At 37.3% G+C, this 17490-nt stretch carries 13 protein-coding genes and 3 pseudogenes; 6 read left to right on the top strand and 10 right to left on the bottom strand.

All coding sequences use genetic code 11. The features are described from left to right. Position 1 precedes the first annotated feature (1 nt). On the top strand, positions 2–1849 hold the full coding sequence (speA, locus tag AA977_RS04615; protein WP_033604270.1) for an arginine decarboxylase: 1848 nt from the start codon (positions 2–4) through the stop codon (positions 1847–1849). A 75-nt stretch (positions 1850–1924) separates the two neighbouring features. Here speA and AA977_RS07635 read toward each other — a convergent pair. The 6 genes and pseudogenes from AA977_RS07635 to AA977_RS08115 all read right to left on the bottom strand — a co-directional run. Then, positions 1925–2023 (bottom strand): annotated as a pseudogene (locus AA977_RS07635) (type II toxin-antitoxin system HicA family toxin); the annotation flags it as partial. Next, positions 2014–2192 (bottom strand): annotated as a pseudogene (locus AA977_RS08120) (type II toxin-antitoxin system HicB family antitoxin). The pseudogenes AA977_RS08120 and AA977_RS07635, both read right to left, overlap by 10 nt. 444 nt (positions 2193–2636) lie before the next feature. Then, positions 2637–3518, bottom strand: coding sequence for a hypothetical protein (locus AA977_RS04610; RefSeq protein WP_064434760.1), 882 nt, complete (start codon positions 3516–3518; stop codon positions 2637–2639). 155 nt (positions 3519–3673) lie between these two features. Then, positions 3674–5506: a DUF262 domain-containing protein gene (locus AA977_RS04605; protein ID WP_064434759.1), complete on the bottom strand. Its 1833-nt coding sequence runs from the start codon at positions 5504–5506 to the stop codon at positions 3674–3676. A 66-nt stretch (positions 5507–5572) separates the two neighbouring features. Beyond that, positions 5573–6013, bottom strand: coding sequence for a hypothetical protein (locus tag AA977_RS04600; RefSeq protein WP_064434758.1), 441 nt, complete (start codon positions 6011–6013; stop codon positions 5573–5575). Positions 6014–6447: 434 nt separating this feature from the next. Next, positions 6448–6641: pseudogene (locus AA977_RS08115) on the bottom strand (IS1595 family transposase); the annotation flags it as partial. 166 nt (positions 6642–6807) lie between these two features. Here AA977_RS08115 and AA977_RS07625 point away from each other — a divergent pair. The 4 genes from AA977_RS07625 to AA977_RS08210 all read left to right on the top strand — a co-directional run bounded on the left by AA977_RS07625 (position 6808) and on the right by AA977_RS08210 (position 11114). Continuing rightward, complete coding sequence (locus AA977_RS07625; RefSeq protein ID WP_080472390.1) at positions 6808–7047, top strand: hypothetical protein; 240 nt, start codon at positions 6808–6810, stop codon at positions 7045–7047. A 96-nt stretch (positions 7048–7143) separates the two neighbouring features. Further along, a complete protein-coding gene (gene mscS / locus AA977_RS04585; protein WP_064434756.1) occupies positions 7144–7968 on the top strand; it encodes a small-conductance mechanosensitive channel MscS in 825 nt (274 codons plus the stop codon). A gap of 289 nt (positions 7969–8257) precedes the next feature. After that, the gene (locus tag AA977_RS04580; protein WP_064434755.1) at positions 8258–9988 is read left to right on the top strand and encodes a DUF262 domain-containing protein; all 1731 of its coding nucleotides are present in this window, start codon (positions 8258–8260) and stop codon (positions 9986–9988) included. Positions 9989–10898: 910 nt separating this feature from the next. Continuing rightward, the gene (locus AA977_RS08210) at positions 10899–11114 is read left to right on the top strand and encodes a hypothetical protein (RefSeq protein WP_014534825.1); all 216 of its coding nucleotides are present in this window, start codon (positions 10899–10901) and stop codon (positions 11112–11114) included. Positions 11115–11410: 296 nt separating this feature from the next. On the opposite strand, the gene ftsZ is transcribed toward AA977_RS08210, so the two are convergent. The 3 genes from ftsZ to AA977_RS04560 form a co-directional block, all read right to left on the bottom strand. Next, a complete protein-coding gene (ftsZ, locus tag AA977_RS04570; protein WP_064434754.1) occupies positions 11411–12568 on the bottom strand; it encodes a cell division protein FtsZ in 1158 nt (385 codons plus the stop codon). Between the two features lie 128 nt (positions 12569–12696). Then, complete coding sequence (gene ftsA, locus AA977_RS04565) at positions 12697–14178, bottom strand: cell division protein FtsA (protein ID WP_064434753.1); 1482 nt, start codon at positions 14176–14178, stop codon at positions 12697–12699. Between the two features lie 15 nt (positions 14179–14193). Next, the gene (locus AA977_RS04560; RefSeq protein WP_064434752.1) at positions 14194–15657 is read right to left on the bottom strand and encodes a peptidylprolyl isomerase; all 1464 of its coding nucleotides are present in this window, start codon (positions 15655–15657) and stop codon (positions 14194–14196) included. Between the two features lie 121 nt (positions 15658–15778). On the opposite strand from AA977_RS04560, the gene AA977_RS04555 reads away from it, so the two are divergent. Then, entirely contained in the window at positions 15779–17098 is a 1320-nt protein-coding gene (locus AA977_RS04555; protein WP_064434751.1) for an adenosylmethionine--8-amino-7-oxononanoate transaminase, read from the top strand. A gap of 102 nt (positions 17099–17200) precedes the next feature. Here the strand turns inward: AA977_RS04555 and gatC are convergent, their stop codons facing one another. Further along, positions 17201–17479 (bottom strand): Asp-tRNA(Asn)/Glu-tRNA(Gln) amidotransferase subunit GatC, encoded by a 279-nt coding sequence (gene gatC, locus AA977_RS04550; RefSeq protein WP_021435767.1) that lies wholly within the window; start codon positions 17477–17479, stop codon positions 17201–17203. Positions 17480–17490 lie beyond the last annotated feature (11 nt).

The following is a 17490-nucleotide window of genomic DNA, read 5'->3' as shown; positions in this document are numbered from 1 at the left end:
GATGCAAGAAGTCCATGATTATGGGATTGAATTTTGGAGCAATAACGAATTTAAGATAGAAAAAGGGCTAGTCAAGGTTTGTCATGGCAAAAACCCTGCACTTTTAGAAATCGTTCAAAGCGTGCGCGATAAGGGCTATAGAGGGCCTTTATTGGTGCGCTTCCCCCATTTGGTGCAAAAACAAATCAAAAGCTTGTTTGATGCGTTTTCTTTGGCGATTAAAGAGTATCAATACAGCGGGGCCTTTAAGGCGGTTTTCCCTTTAAAGGTCAATCAAATGCCCTCGTTTGTTTTGCCTTTAGTGCAAGGGGCTAAAGGTTTAAACTATGGCTTAGAAGCCGGGAGTAAATCCGAACTCATCATTGCGATGAGTTATACTAACCCTAAAGCCCCCATTACCGTGAATGGCTTTAAAGACAAAGAAATGATTGAGCTTGGCTTTATCGCTAAAAGCATGCAGCATGAGATCACTTTAACGATTGAAGGCTTGAATGAACTAAAAACCATTATCGCCGTGGCTAAACAAAACGAGTTTTTAGCCTGCCCTAAAATTGGCATTCGCATCCGTTTGCACAGCACCGGTACTGGCGTTTGGGCAAAGAGCGGGGGGATCAATTCTAAATTTGGGCTTAGCAGTACAGAAGTGTTAGAAGCGATGCGCCTTTTAGAAGAAAATGATTTGTTAGAGCATTTCCACATGATCCATTTCCACATAGGCTCTCAAATCAGCGACATTTCGCCCTTAAAAAAGGCTTTAAGAGAGGCGGGTAACTTGTATGCAGAGTTGCGTAAAATGGGCGCTAAAAACCTTAATAGCGTGAATATTGGAGGGGGGTTAGCCGTAGAATACACCCAACACAAGCACCATCAAGATAAAAACTACACTTTAGAGGAATTTAGCGCTGATGTGGTGTTTTTACTAAGGGAAATTGTGAAAAATAAGCAAGAAATAGAGCCGGATATTTTCATTGAATCAGGCCGTTATATTTCGGCTAACCACGCCGTTTTAGTGGCCCCGGTTTTAGAATTGTTTTCGCATGAATACAATGAAAAATCCCTAAAAATCAAAGAAAGCAATAACCCCCCCTTGATTGATGAAATGTTAGACTTGCTCGCCAATATCAACGAAAAAAACGCCATTGAATACTTGCATGATAGCTTTGATCACACCGAGTCGTTATTCACGCTTTTTGATTTGGGCTATATTGATTTGATTGACAGGAGCAATACCGAAGTTTTAGCCCATTTGATCGTGAAAAAAGCGGTGCAATTGCTTTATTTTAAAGATCACAATGATATTTTACGCATTCAAGAGCAAGTCCAAGAGCGCTATTTATTGAATTGTTCGTTTTTCCAAAGCTTGCCGGATTATTGGGGTTTGAGGCAGAGTTTCCCGGTCATGCCCTTGAACAAATTAGATGAAAAGCCCACCAGGAGCGCGAGCTTGTGGGATATTACTTGCGATAGCGATGGGGAAATCGCTTTTGACTCCACCAAACCCTTGTTTTTGCATGACATAGATGTAGATGAGGAAGAATACTTTTTGGCGTTCTTTTTAGTGGGAGCGTATCAAGAAGTTTTGGGCATGAAACACAATTTATTCACGCACCCTACGGAATTGAGCGTGGTTTTTGATGAAAAAGGCGATTATGAAGTGGAAGACATTTGCGAAGCCCAAACGATTTTAGATGTGCTAGACGATTTAGACTATGACACCAAAGAGATTGAACGCCTTTTAAAACAAAAAATTGAAGACAACAACAATTTAGACATGGAAGAAAAGAAAGAAATCATGGGGCGCTTGTATGTCATGCTGAGTGAAAACGGGTATTTGCGCACGATTTCTTAAACGCACAAACCCACTCAAAACGCTTTTATTGGGTTTTATATTATTTAAGATTTTTAAGACTTCTTGGAGAGTTCGTTTAAGGGCATTTTCCATGATTTCTTTCACTATTTTAGGGTGCAAGATTGCGCCAGAATGAAAAGGCAAAACCTGCCTGATTTTATCTTTCACATAAATTCTATGGCTGCCTTTCTGTCTAGAAAAGCTAACTCATCGGCTTCTAAAGCTTCCAAATAAAGCTCTATGGCTTCTTTAAACTTTTCCTTTGCGATATACAGCCTTTTAGAATAAGGACAAAAGCAAAATACCCATTCTCATCTTTTTCTATGACAGCGTTTATCAGCATGGCATTACCTTTGCTTAAATTTCTTATGATTATACACAAATTAAATGGACAGCATAAAGGGCAGTTGAAAAGAGAAAAATAAGAGATTAAAAAAGAGAGATTAAAAAAGAGAGATTAAAAAAGAGAGATTAAAAAAGAGAGATTAAAAAAGAGAGATTAAAAAAGGAGACCCCACCCCCTTGCTTATTTTTTGATTTAAACGACTTTACTTCGCTAATCAATAGAAACCATTACCTAACGATTAAAAACGCTTATAAGCTAAAATAACGATTAAAAAACGCTATAAATCAAAAATAACGATTAAAAAACGCTAATCAATAGAAAACCTTACCTACTGATTAAAAAACGCTATAAATCAAAAATAACGATACAAGAAAAGAGATTTAAAGAATGAGACAAAAAAAACCGCCCCCAAAGAATAGGGAGCGGTTAGGGGCGGTTAGGTTAGTTTTGAGAATTTTCAGCCTCCTCGTTTTCTAAAATCTCATCAATCTCACCAGCGGTCATCAATCCAATGTTAGGGATAATGTCTTTTAACAAATTATCGCCAAGACCCGCACATGAGAGATTATACTTATTAATACCGCCATCGCATAAGAGTTGCGCTATAAACAAAGCCTCCTCCTCGTTAGTAGGTAACATCTCCGCCCAAACACCATTCAAGTCTTGAGACCTCTCCTCGCCTTTAGAATACAATTCTATCAATTGGCAGAAAAGAGTAAGACCGCTTAAATCCATATTATCAAAAGTGTCGTAATAACAATTTTCAAGGTTACGACTTTTAATCATATTATACCACTCCGCATCGCTATGCTTATTCAAATCTTTAGCACAAGATAAAGCAGTAAGAATGATAGCGGACGCTTGATTACCTTTACCCCCATAAAACATGGGAGTGATTAAAGCACCGAGCCTACTTTTTCTCTCACTCATAAAATAATCTTTAGCGACAACCGAGAAGCTAGTCTCACTTTTTTCTTTAAATCCAAAAGAGAGTTTATACTTATCCTCTTTTTCTTTAGGAGTAGCAGTCCTTTGTTTCACAGAAGGTCCGCTAGTTACGATTTTAATCCCTTTCAACAAATCATCGGCATCATCTTGCTTATTTTCAGCGTTAGTTTTAAGCGCCTCTGTTAAGGGAACTTTATTGAACCATTTTAAGAACTTATCGCTATTGAAAGCGTATGTGGCGGTTTGACCTTTTTCGCTTTGCAAAGTTACACGATTAAACCCAACACCAATGACTTTAGCTTCCACCACTTTGTCGTTGATCGTGGCTTTGACTGACGCCCCTACTTTTAATTTATTTTCATTTTGAAAACCCATAAAATACTCCTTGAAATAAAATTTTATTTTGCTTTAAAAATCCGTTTCGATCGCCCTATTTAAGGTTGTTTATTTCTTTAGCATGGCTTTTTCCTCCTTGCGATGGGTTAAAGCGAAAAATAGCGCCCAATAAAGAAGCGCTCTTTTTGACTATTTCATTGAATCTCTTTCAAAAGATTGTTTTTAAAAGCTTTAATCTCGCTTTCACCCACTAATTCAGTGATGTTGTAATGTGCGATTAAAAAGTCTAATAATTTTTCGCTCCTTTCTTTAATCTCTATAAGCCCAAAAGAAGCGTGTTTAGCTACTTCCTTTTCGCTATAAGAGCCTTTCATATACTCTTTTCTTTTTTCATCAAAAGGCTTGTTGCTTAAAGAGCTGTTAGCGTTTTTAGGGATTAAGAGCAAATTCCCCAAAGCATGCACGACATGGGGATTTTTAGCCCAATTTTTTTCTTTATCGTTATAGCCTTGATCGGGTTTTTGGGGCAAGATATGTTCAATGCTCTCTATACTGCCATCAAAATTCAGAGTCGTTTGAGGGTTGTGGTGCAATTCGTATTCATAAAGCAAGTAATTCAACGCCTTGCCCCATTCATACCATTTTTTAGGTTTCCTTTTAGAATGGATATTCTCTTCAAGAAATTCTAAACCGCTATGGTTTTGTTTGTTGAAGAAATGCTTTTCTAGCTTAGGAAGCTCTTCAATCGTTAGATTTTCTTCCCCCTCTTCATACGATCTTATCGCTTGAAAAGCCGGTTTGATCAATTCGTTTTTAGCCGTATCCCTACCAGCAACCCCATAGACTAAAAACCCGAAACGCTCTAAATATTCTAATAATTCCTCTAATTCCTTAGTGGCATAAGGTTGTTTGCCACCATTTTTCCCAACACACTGTATCGTAAAAAGAGAGAGTAATAAAGGCATGAATGCATTATCGCTCAAAGCGTTTAAGCGCCGCATTTTTTCTAACAAAACACGCATTTTAGGAGTGATTTCAATCTCAAGCTTTTTGTGATCGCTAAAAATAAGGGTCATAGCCTTTTCATCAAGCGTGTGCAAGAAATTCCACGCTTTAGAAGAACAAGAAAGATAAAATAACAAATCGTCTATTTTTTTATATTCATCATCCAGGTTTGCGTCATCGTATTTTCTGTGGGCGTTAAACTCCATTTCCAATAGCCTCTCTTTAAACTTGCTGCCATTTTCGCCATAGTAATACGCCACAAAATGCTTTAAAAACCTTTCCAAATCATCGTCTTCAAACGATCTCAAATCGTAATAAATGAAAGTGTAGTTGTCGTTGATATTTTCTTGAAGGTTTTCTAATTCTTTTCCATCACAAATCTTGTGCGCTACAAAATGCAAGCGGTTTTTTAACAATTCCAAAGTGGATAGATCTTTACCACGATTGTTAATCGTTTCAAAAGAGCTGAATGGATCGATCCGGTTGTCATTCAATTCCACCACGCTAAAAAGCATTTTCTTAGTGAGAGCGTCAAGCATTTTTTCAAGCGTTTCAATGGGGGCATGAGTGATTTTTTCTTTAAAAAACGCATAAGCGTCAATCAAATTTTTAGCGTAAAAAGAAGTTTGAAACTTTTTTAAGTTTTTTTCTTCTTCAGTGATCGCCCTAAAAGCTTCACTCAAACCATAATACTTATAGGACAGAACGGGTTCAAGGTTCATTGAATCATACTTTGGGTCTTTATGTTTAGTGATCTTGGCTAAAAGGCCTAGTAAAATCAAGCTTGTAGCCAATCGCTGCTGGCCGTCTATGATTTCAAAAGCGCTATCTCCAAAATCATTCTCAAGCTCCCTTAAGGTTAGGCTATGCATGTAATGGAATTTGTTTTCTAGCTTAGAGACATGCTCTAAATCATTCCAAAAATCCTTTAATTGCCTTATCTGCCATGCATACCCCCTTTGATAGCTAGGGATTTCAAACACGCCTTTTTCAATCACTCCGTCTAAATCCAACAATTCCATTAAAATCCTTTCTTATTATTAGGTTTATGAGTTTTATAGATTATGGGTTAAAAACCCATAACCTTTTTAATTTTTTCGCTCAATCAATTTGGGTTGTCCAAGTCTTGTGCTGCGCGTGAAATGCCAAGTGTTTTTATTGACTAATTCTTCGTATTCTTGGCTCCCTTTTTGAGCGCAAACGCCCTCAACCTTTAACGCTCCTTCTTCATCAGTCCCGATAGTGTCATGATCAATCTTTAGGGCAAAAACGCTCCGTTGGACTTCAGCTCCTCTAGTGGTTGAATCCTCATTCACAATGCCAATCACATAATCCGCCTTACGCATGAGTTCAAAATGCTTGTGCTGAGCCGCTTCGCCTCGTCGTGGGCGAAAATAATCCAAAGTGCATTCATCGCACAACTCTTTAAAATCCTCATTTCCTGGAATAGTCCCTTTATAAGCGCCTGAAACCATGCACAACAACAAATTGTATTTTTCATGCGCTTTTAAATCTTCTAACTGAGTCATCGTTTTTCTCCTTTGAATTTAACTCTGTAAGCCCCACTGATAAAAATGGGGCTTATTGAATTAAATTTTCTAAAAAGGTCGTGTTGGTTAAAAAAGGGGTGGATAATAAAAAGTAGGGGATTTTTAAGTAGATTTTTATAAAAACTATGATAGCGTTGTTCTGTTTTTTGGCTTGGTTTTAATGTCTTAATGTATTTAATTTATTTGTTTGTATGCTTTGTTTTAGTAGCGATGGGTTGTTGGGTTTTTAATGTCTGAATGATTGTTTTAATGGTGTTTTTATTTCTCTTGTTTTAACTTTTTTTGGGCTTGGATTGGGTTGTTGGGGGATTGTTGTTGGGTTGTTTTGGGGGTTGGTGTTTTTTATCGCTTAGTATATTGAGTTTTTTTACTTATTACAAGTTTTTCTTATATCTAAACCCACACTCTTTTTAATGGAGCAAAAAACGCTCTCTTTTTATCCCTTTAAATTCACTCAAACGATCCTTTGAAAAAGCCCAAAAACTCTCAATATTATTGGAATGGTTTTTCCTTCTACAAACTCATTTTTTGAGCGTTTGACTCTATAGTGTGTTTTTGCTCCATGATCTACTAATCCATCATAAGACTTCCAACCATCGCCATAAATAAGATTTTCATTTAATCTATCAAATACTGGCATTTTTTAAAAGAAGTTCCACGCTCTCTTTTATTCTTTGCTAACCACATCAATATTGACTAAAATTGAGAAAGCCCTAACTCCCATAAATTTTTAAAGAATTACTCAGAGACTTTTAAATACACCATTGCCCTTTATGAGAAAATCTTACAGAGCAGTGTCTGTTGATAACGCAACGATAAAATCCATTAAAGCCAAGCTAGGGAAAAACCATTGCCATATAGTAAGCGGTAGTCAAGCAGGGGGTATGTGTAAAATAATCTCTAGGTTCAACACTCAAAACCCTTTTTCATTAGACAGTGTTCTAGGTAACACTTACAAACCCAAACCCCTTAAAGCCACTCCATTTGTCGCTAACGCAGGGTTTGGCGTTTGAGTGGTGATAGTAAGGTTAGTTTTAAACATGCTAAAATTAGCCCATATATAAAATAAATTATCCCATCGCTTTTAGCGATTTTTGCAAGGAAAGTTTATGGATGAAATTAAAACGCTCTTAGTGGATCTTTTTCCACAAGCAAAGCATTTTGGAATAATCTTAATCAAGGCGGTCGTTGTTTTTTGTATAGGTTTTTACCTTTCGTTTTTCTTGCGCAAAAAAATCATGAAACTTTTATCCAAAAAAGATGAAATTTTGTCGGATTTTATCGCGCAAGTTACTTTTATTTTAATCCTTATCATCACTACAATCATTGCACTCAGCACTTTAGGCGTGCAAACCACCTCCATTATCACCGTTTTAGGAACGGTGGGGATTGCGGTGGCGTTGGCTTTAAAAGATTACCTTTCAAGCATTGCAGGAGGGATAATTCTTATTATTTTGCACCCTTTCAAAAAGGGAGACATCATTGAAATCTCTGGCTTAGAGGGCAAAGTAGAATCGCTCAATTTTTTTAACACTTCTTTACGCTTGCATGACGGGCGCTTGGCGGTTTTACCCAATAGAAGCGTCGCTAACTCTAATATTATCAATAGCAATAATACGGCGTGTCGGCGCATTGAATGGGTTTGTGGGGTAGGGTATGGGAGCGATATTGAATTGGTGCATAAAACTATAAAAGAGGTCATTGACGCAATGGAAAAAATTGATAAAAACATGCCCACTTTTATTGGAATCACGGATTTTGGACAAAGTTCATTGAATTTCACTATTAGGGTTTGGGCAAAGATTGAAGACGGGATCTTTAATGTGCGAAGCGAACTGATTGAACGCATCAAAAACGCCCTAGACGCTAACCATATTGAAATCCCTTTCAATAAATTAGATATTGCTATTAAAAATCAAGACTCTTCTAAGTGATTGGTGTGGGGTGTGTTGATTTTAGCAAGAGCTAAAAGGTTTTTTATTAGTAATAACTGGATATAATAACTTTTTAAAAGGGGTAGAAATGGCACTAAGCGTTCAAGCGTTCAAGCGTTCAAGCGTTCAAGCAACGCTATCATAGTTTTTATAAAAATCTACCTAAAAATCCCCTACTTTTTATTATCCACCCCTTTTTTAACCAACACGACCTTTTTAGAAAATTTAATTCAATAAGCCCCATTTTTATCAGTGGGGCTTACAGAGTTAAATTGCAAGGAGAAAAACGATGGCAAAAGTAGAAGTGGAGTTAAAAAAACTCTATCAAATTTTAGTGGATGCTGAATATTTTTACCAAGTTCCCGATTACCAACGCCCTTATGTATGGGATAAGGATCATTTAGGGGCTTTGATTGATGATTTAGTGGGCAGCTATACCAACAATAGAGAAGATGAGTATTTTTGCGGCTCTATTGTGATTGCTGAAAATCCAAAAGATAAAAGATGGGATGTTGTGGATGGCCAACAGCGGCTAACAAGTTTTATTATCTTGGCTTGCACGATTTTAAAGCTTTATAAACACAGGTTAGGGCAAAAATCTAAAGATTTTATTGAAGGGAGTATCTATGATAAATACGATAAAGAAAAAGAGCGTCTGAAGTTCTTAACCGCTCAAAATTACAATAGCATTTTTGAAAACACGGTGCTAAAGAGTTTAGAGTTTGAAGACAATATTAAAAAGAGCGAGTTGAATAAGAAATTTGAAGAAAACACTTATTTGCGTAACGCCTACTATTTTAAGGAGTTGTTGGATGAGAGCATGGAAAATGGCGCAATAAGCAATATTGATGATTTTGTGATGTGGTTTTATGATCACATTGTTTTGACTAGGATTATTTGTTTTGAGCAAGACAGCGCGATGCAAATCTTTCAGGTGCTAAACGATAGGGGCCAGCCCTTAAGCCCTATTGATATTTTAAAATCCAGTTTGATGCAAGAAATCAAGCAAGATGATGAAAGGCGTAAGGACTTTATAGCCACTTGGGATAAGATAGTTGATGCTTGCAAGAGCGTTGAAGGCATAGATATTGATTTAGAAGACTTTTTTAACATGTATTTAGAATACGCTGATCCTAGCTCGTCTAAAAAGAGAGCCGATAAGGGATTAAAAAAGGTGTTCAAAGACAGCAAGAAAAACGCTTGCGAGTTTATCTATGAAGTCAGCGAGTTTATGAAGTCTTATACCGATTTGCTAAAAAAGCAAGATCGATACATTTACTTATTAAGATACCTTCCCTCTAGATTTTGGGCTAGTATTTTAACGACAGCCCTTTATGTCAAATACCCTGATTTTGACGCTTTGAAAAAGCTTTTGGTGTCTTATTATTATCAAACTTGTATTGCAGGAGGCACCATCACGCGCATCAAGCAAACAAGTATCAACATTATCAAAAATATTAAAAATAATAAGGATATTGAAACCATCCAAGAGCTTATATTGGATAATATAGCGTTTCATAACACCTTTAACCAATACCACTATAACTTATGGGATAGCTCTTCGGTTTATCCTAGCAAATGGGTGTGCCCTGTATTAGCCCTAGCCAATTATTTCATGACAGATGACGAGGAACCTAATTTTATTGCCATGGATGCAGAAACCCAAGTGGAGCATATTTTGCCTCAAAAACCCAAAAGAGGCAGTCAATGGAATGCAGATTTTGACAAAGAAAAAAGAGAAGAATGGGTAAATAATATCGCAAATCTAACCCTTTTAAAGCGTAAAAAGAACGCGCAAGCTTTAAACATGGATTTTGATGAAAAAAGACAAATTTATGGCGGCAAAGATATGAGCAGAGTGATTAGCTGTTATCACATCACTAAAGAGTTGTATAGCGATTATAGGAAGTGGAATGAGAACTCCCTCCAGAAGCGATACGACTTTTTGTATGAAATTATCACGCCTGTTTTACACATAGAAGGGCAAGAAGAGGATGAAGATGACTTTGATTTAGAATGATGGAAAACCGCCCATAAGGGCGTAAAACAAAAAAGAGTAAGTCATTTTATTGAACTATGGTTTTTTAAACCTGAATTTATTGCTGACTTCACTGAAAGTGAGCGAGAAAAACAAGTTTATAAAAGTAGTTATAAACATTCTAAAGTAGACAGAGTCACTAAAAACTGGAATGGCGACCCTAATCTCACAGATACCTATTATTTTGCTGACGCTTTTTGAGAGAGAAATAAGACTATTGCTCTTAAATTATCTGCAAGCATTGGGTAGGGCGTTTGTGGATAAATTTATAGACAGCCACAATGAAAGATTTTAGTCTAGTCAAGAATTTGTTAAAAGATACCGCTACGCAAACAAAGACAATACAAACAGAATAAGACAGCTAAAATCATTTTTAAGCTAGATTTTCTCGGTTATGTTGAAGTGGTGGGGTGTTGGAAAGAGATTTTAAAAGATGGTCTTTTATCCGATAAAGAAGTCAGTTTTTTTGTATTCCTAAATGAGCTTATTAGCGAGCCTAATTGTTTGAAAGTTTATTGATGACTGCGGGTAGGTGGTTTAACAAGCGGCTATTTGCTATTGTAATAACACTGCAGCTGATAAGAAAAACATTGTAGTGGAGTTAATCAGCGCTGATAGCTATGAGTTGGTGTGGGCAAAATTTACAGAGATTACTTTTTCTGTTTTAAAAGATTTACCTCAATCTCTCACAAAAATTAAAAGATAAGACCCATACCTTTTTTGAGAAAAACCATGATATTGATAATTATGGCGTGGCATTTAGCGGTATTGTTAAAACACGGATAGAAGTCTCTTATGGTGCTTTATAATCTTTTAGAGTGCGATTTTAGCGCTGACTTGGTATTGACTATTTGCACTTTACAGAATAAAGGATACTCTAAAGTTTTCTCTATTGAAGCAATCCGTGAAATGGAAAGAGAAGCTTATTAAAAACCGAGAAGTTGATAGGCGTGAGAGTAGTGATTGTGTGAGAGTGTATAACAGACGCCTTGAAATCATTAAAATCTCTAACGCTCTGGAAGAAGGTAAGAATGTAAGCGATAGTCTTATGGATAGCGTGTTAAACAATACTGATAAACCTAACAAAGCCAAACCTAACAATGAGTAGAGGGTTTAACTCTTATTTCTGCGTTGATCAAAGGTATAGCTTATAACAGCTTTCTGGCGTTTCATTAACTTATAAGAATAGGGGGTGTTTTGAAATAATTCCCCCTTAAAGCGTCTAAACCCCCCCCTAAAACTTAAAAGTCAGCGAACTGAAACCAAGCTTTTTAATTGTATTTTAAAAAATATTTTCCAATATTTTTTAAGTTCTTTATCATTAATGTTCAATGAAAGCGAGACTAACAAACCGCTCATTTACTAGGGCCCCACAAAAACAAGGGGCAAAAGCAAGGGTTACAATTAATCTCGTTGGATTCTTATGGCTGTGGGTGTGGATAGCTCTTCTTCAGTAGGGATTCTCAAATACTCGCCATTACCCACTTTTCTTGTTGGCTTCACTACAGGTTGAGAAGGCGTAGCGATAGACTCTAAACTCGCTCCATTGTTGTTTCTTTCAGCACCGGTTGCAATGATAGTAACACGCACATGATCAAGAGGGATATTTTCGCTAGTGTGTTGACCAAACTTAACATCAACATCTTGATTGGCTCGTTCTTGAATGGACTCGCAAGCTTGAGAATAAGCATGCATAGGGTAATCAGGGTGGTGCTCAAAAAAGACAATAATACTCTTAGCCCCATCAATAGAAGCGTCATCAAGGAGAGGCGATTGGATCGCATTTTCCACCGCTAATTTAGCAGACTCTTCGCCAGTGGCTTCACCAATACCCATTAGCGCAAACCCTTTAAAGCCAAGAGCACTTTTTAAATCGGAAAAATCAACATTAATATCCCCAGGTTTAGTGATAATGGTAGAAATACCGCTCACAGCCCTAACTAAGACATCATCAACTTCCTTGTAGCATTCTTTAATGCTGGCGTTTTTTTTCATTGTCAAAAGAACTTTATCATTAGGGATAACCAAAATAGAATCGCTAGATTGCTCCAATTCCTTCAATCCCTCTTCGGCTTTCTTGCTTTTTTGAGACCCTTCGTATTTGAAAGGCTTGGTAACGATAGCGATCGTGAGCGCTCCCACTTCTTTTGCAATTTTGACAATGGTAGGGGTGGCTCCAGTCCCAGTCCCTCCTCCAAGTCCTGTAGAAACAATGACCAATTTGGCGTCTTTGATCGCTTCTCTAATTTCATTAGCGCTTTCTTCAGCGGCTTTTTTACCCACATCAGGAATCCCTCCAGCGCCTAAACCTCCAGTAGATTCTTTGCCTAAAAGGATTTTAACCGGAGCGGGATTGTTTTTGAGGTGTTGGCCATCAGTGTTTGTTGCAATGGGGGTAACATCTTGATGCACGCCGTATTCAACCAAGTGTTTGATCATGTTAGATCCCCCACCTCCAACACCGATGACGACAATCTTAGCCCCTTTATAAGCTGGATCGCTTACTTCTTCAATATCTGCTTGACCGATATTATAATTTTCCATCTCTGATTGATGAACCATAGCCACTTTCCCCTTGAGATACGATTTTTGCAAATCTAAACTTTGATAGATAGTTAGGGGATTATACCATATTTTCTAGCTTTTGATAACTATCAAGGCGTTTTTATCGCATAAGAAACCGCTATGCTTTAAAAGATTTTAGAAATCTTATCAAGAAAACTTTTAAAAAAACCTTTTTGCTCAATGGGTTTTATAGGCAAGAAGTCGTCATTTTTAGCGGTGCTTAAAGGAACGCTAGGGGCTTTTAAATCGCTCAAATTCCTTTCTGTGGGCGATGAATGGATATGGGGGGTGGAGATTGATTGATGGGGTTTTCTCATATAATCATCGCTTTCATGATAGCGGATAATCCCTTTAGAATCTCTTTCATAATTGGTATGCCCCCCTGCTTTGTATAAAATCAAGCCGACCACGACTGAAAAGCGAGGGTCTTTCAAATCTTCAAACATGCCCATGATATTGTATTTTTCCATAGGGGTTGCCAAACGCACAGGATAATTAGTGAAATGGATTTTGGCTAATTCTTTGATCCCTTTCATTAAAGCCATTCCGCCGGTTAAAACAACGCCTCCGCCTAAATGCTCTTCTAAGCCGCTGTCTTGAATGCTCCTGTGGATAATCTTAAAAGTTTCTAATGCTCTTTCCCTCATGATGGATTGGATTTCACTAAGCGGCACGATATGGTTTTCATTGCCATCTGATCCAGTGGTGGGGATTTGGACATTTTGAGAGAGCGTTTCTCCTTCGCTTTCAAAAGAAAGATCGCCGTATTTGATCTTCACTTCTTCAGCGCAAGGGAATGGGGTGTTGAGCATGTACGATAAGTCGGTGGTTAAATGGTGAGAGCCTATGGGTAAATATTGGTTATAGCGTATAGAATTGCCGCTATAAATCGTAAGGTTGCATGTCTCTCCGCCCATATCTACGCAAGCCACGCCCAATTCTTTTTCGTCATTAGACAAGGTAGCAATCGAGGCTGCATAAGAATTGATCACGATGTTTTCAATCTCTACCCCAGATTGAATCATGATCTTTTCTAAATTTTCAATGTTATTTTTTTCTGTATAGACAATGTGGATAAAGACTTCTAAGCGAGTCCCGCTCATCCCTAAAGGGTCATTCACTTCTTGCTTGTCTAAAGTGAAGCGGTAGGGGAGGGCATGTAAAATATGTTTGTCATTATCTAAGCCTGCTTTAGCGCATGCGTTATTGATAGCGCGATTGATTTCATCTATAGTAACCACATTATCTTTGGTGCTAGCCACACCGGCAACATCTCTAATGCTTTCAGTATAAGCCCCAGAAAAAGAAACGATCGCTTTAGTTTTAGGGTGATACGATTCTCTAAAGGAGGAAATGGGGTTATTCTTATCTTCATCAGCGTTCAAACCTGCCATTTTTTTAGCGCTATTGATCACTTCTTTAATGGCACTAGAAGCATGAGCAAGGCTATTGATACGACCTCTTTTAATGGCTTTTGAATTGATTTCTTTAGAGTCTTGATGAGCGGTGCCAATGATGCGTAAAATCCCGTCTTTAAATTCAGCCACTATCGCGCAAATCTTCCTAGAGCCTATATCAACCCCTATAACAATTTCTTTATGTTCCATTATTTCCCCTTGCATTTATTGAATGTATTTGACTATCTTATAGCGTTTTTTTAATTCTTCCATCAAAGCCTTATCAAAAAATTCCGTTTTAGTGTTATTGACCAGACGCTCCATATACTGGCTTTCTTCGGCGCTAAAGGAGTGGTTGAAATTTTGTTCTGTGATTTGATAAAGCACCACTTTATCGCCTATAGTAACAAATCCCTTTTTTTCTTGGCGGTTAAAAAGGGTGTTGATGAATTTAGAGCTTTCTTCTTGGTTAAGTTCACTAATAGTGCCTCCAAAATTAGGGCTTACATAGCCCACGCTTTTTCCCTTAAAATCCTTAAGCTTTTCTTTGGCTAAAGTTTGCAACGCCGTAAGGGTTTTTTCTTGAGTCAAACGGGTTTTAAGAGCGCTTTTGGCTCCATCAAAATCTTGCAATGCGTCTTTAGTTTGAGAGACAAGCTGTACCACAATAAAACCATCTTTAAAAGGCTCAGGCTTTAGGATTTCAAGGGGCTTGAGAGCGGTGAGTTTTTGCGTGATTTCAGTGGTATAGGGGGAGTTGTTTTCTTCAAAATCTTGCGTGGTGTAATTTTGCGTGTTCCCCTTTTTTAAAGCGATATAACTCCTTAAAGCTTTTTCATTCGCTTTTTGCATGTTCAAATCATGCTTGACTTGCTCTTGAACGCTTTTAAAATCCTGCAATTTCCCCTCTTTATCCAAATAAGATGCCTTGTTTTTGTTGTAGTATTCCTCTAATTCTTTCAAATCAGATTTTTCTAAATTAGCGTCAAAATATAAGGATCGTGTTTTAAAGCTCGTGGGTTTTTTAAAGTCCTTTTTATGGGACTCATAATACTTTTTCATTTCTTCTTCATTAAGAGAGACTTTAACATCGCTAGGCTTTAGGATAAGAATGTCTAACTTGTCTTGCAATTTCGCCCAAAGCGACAGACTGGATTGCTCCAAAGGGGTGGTGGTTTTGGGGAATAGAGCGCTGATTTTTTGAACGATCAAAAGCTTTTCAACGCTTTCTTCAAAGTGTTTGGGGCGGTAATGGTTTTGTTTTAAGATATTTTTATACAATTCTTCATCAAAAACGCCGTCTTTTTGAAAAACGCTTGTTTTTCTAATCTCTTTAGCGATTTCTTGCTTCGTGGCTCCAAGCCCCAAATCCAAAGCAAGATTTCTTAATAAGGCTTGATTGATGAGAATATTAAGAGCGCTTTTTTCTAAATGCATGGCTTTGATTTGCTCTTCAGTGAGTTCTTTAAAATCAGGGATAGACTCAGCATAGGCGTCTTTAAGGCGGCGGTATTCTTGGGCTAATTCTTCTTGAGAAATCTTAATTTGTCCCACTTTAGCAGCGTTATTACTATCTAATGAAAAGCTGTATTGCCCCCAGCCTATCATTCCGGCAGCAATGAAAGCGATCGTGCTTATCCATATTGTAACTACTAAATATTTTCTATGATTTTGCATCCATTCAATCATAAGAACTCTAATCCCTTTTCAAAAACACGAATTTAGGTTTAAACAACCTTATAGTAAAATCAAATAACCTTATTTTAACCAAAGGTTATTAAAATTATCCTTATTATAGAGAGTTTTTAACATGAATTTTCAAGAAAATCTGGCCGCTTTGGATTTAGAATACCTTTGGCACCCTTGCTCGCAAATGCAAGAGCATCAAAATTTCCCCATTATCCCCATTAAAAAGGCTCAAGGGATCTATCTCTATGACTTTAACGATAACGCTTATATGGATTTAATCAGCTCATGGTGGGTGAATCTTTTTGGGCATAATAACGCCTACATCAGCCAGCAGCTCAAACATCAAATTGACAATTTAGAGCATGTCCTTTTGGCTTCCTTTAGCCATAAGCCCATTATCACGCTCTCTCAAAGGCTTTGCCGGCTTACAAACATGGACAAATGCTTTTATGCAGATAACGGCTCATCTTGCATTGAAATCGCTTTGAAAATGAGCTATCATGCCCATTTGTTAGAAAACCAGACGCACAAAAAAAAGCTTTTTTTATCGCTTTCTAATTCCTATCATGGCGAGACTTTGGGAGCGTTAAGCGTGGGCGATGTGAAACTTTATAAAGACACTTACACCCCCTTATTACTCAAAAATCTCACCACACCCGTGCCTAAAAATGACAGTGAGATAGAAAACGCCCTGAATGCTTTAAAGCGTTTGTTAGATGCGCATGCTAAAGAAATTTGCGCTTTTATTGCAGAGCCTCTTTTGCAATGTGCAGGGAATATGCATATTTATAGTGCGAAATATTTAAAGCAAGCCGTTTTATTGTGCAAGCAAAAAAATATCCACATTATTTTTGATGAAATCGCTACCGGGTTTGGGCGCACAGGGAGCATGTTTGCTTATGAGCAATGCGAGATCAAGCCTGATTTTTTATGCTTGTCTAAAGGGATTAGTGGGGGGTATTTGCCTTTAAGCGTGTTATTAACCCACAATGAAATTTATAACCGATTTTACGCCCCCTATGAAGACAATAAAGCGTTTTTGCATTCGCACAGCTACACAGGAAACGCCCTAGCTTGTGCATGTGCAAACGCTACGCTGGATATTTTTGAAAAAGAAAATGTTATTGAAAAAAACAAGGCTTTGAGCGAGTTTATTTTTAACGCGCTCCAAAACGCATTGAAAGACTTGATAGATCAACAAGTGGTGTCTCATTTAAGGCATTTGGGCATGGTTTTTGCCTTTGAAGTCTTTATCCAAACCAAAGAGCGCTTGAGTTTGGCTATTTTTAAAAAAGCTTTAACTAAAGGCTTATTACTACGACCCTTAAACAACACTATTTATCTCATGCCTCCTTACATTATCACGCATGAAGAAATTAAAAAAGCGATCATAGGGGTAGTGGAAGCGATTAATGAGTTAAAAAAAGCTGAAAACAAATGAAACAATAAAGAGCTTGAATTTAATCAAAGCGATCACTTCTTTTCTATCTATTTGATTTTAAAATCAAGCTTTTAACTTGATACTAAATTTATTCAATAAAACCTATTCAATGATTTTGGGCACTACGAAATAATGATCCTGGCTGTGCTTGTTCTGGCTTAAAATGTCTTTAGCTGTGTTTTGGCTCTTTGGCTCATCTTCTCTTAAAGGCGTGCTAAGATGTGCATCTGTTTTTAACCCATGAGTTTCTAAAGCAAAAATATTTTCCACAAAGCCTAAAATTTCTGCTAAATGGCCTTTCACGCTTTCTTTATGCTCGTCTTTAATCTCTAGCATGCTCAATTTTTCCAAGCGTTGCAATAGTTTATCATCAATTTGCATTCTTTTCCTTT

It is taken from the genome of Helicobacter pylori (assembly GCF_001653455.1).
GTDB classification, from domain to species: domain Bacteria; phylum Campylobacterota; class Campylobacteria; order Campylobacterales; family Helicobacteraceae; genus Helicobacter; species Helicobacter pylori_A.
This window is presented reverse-complemented; position numbering and strand designations above follow the sequence as displayed.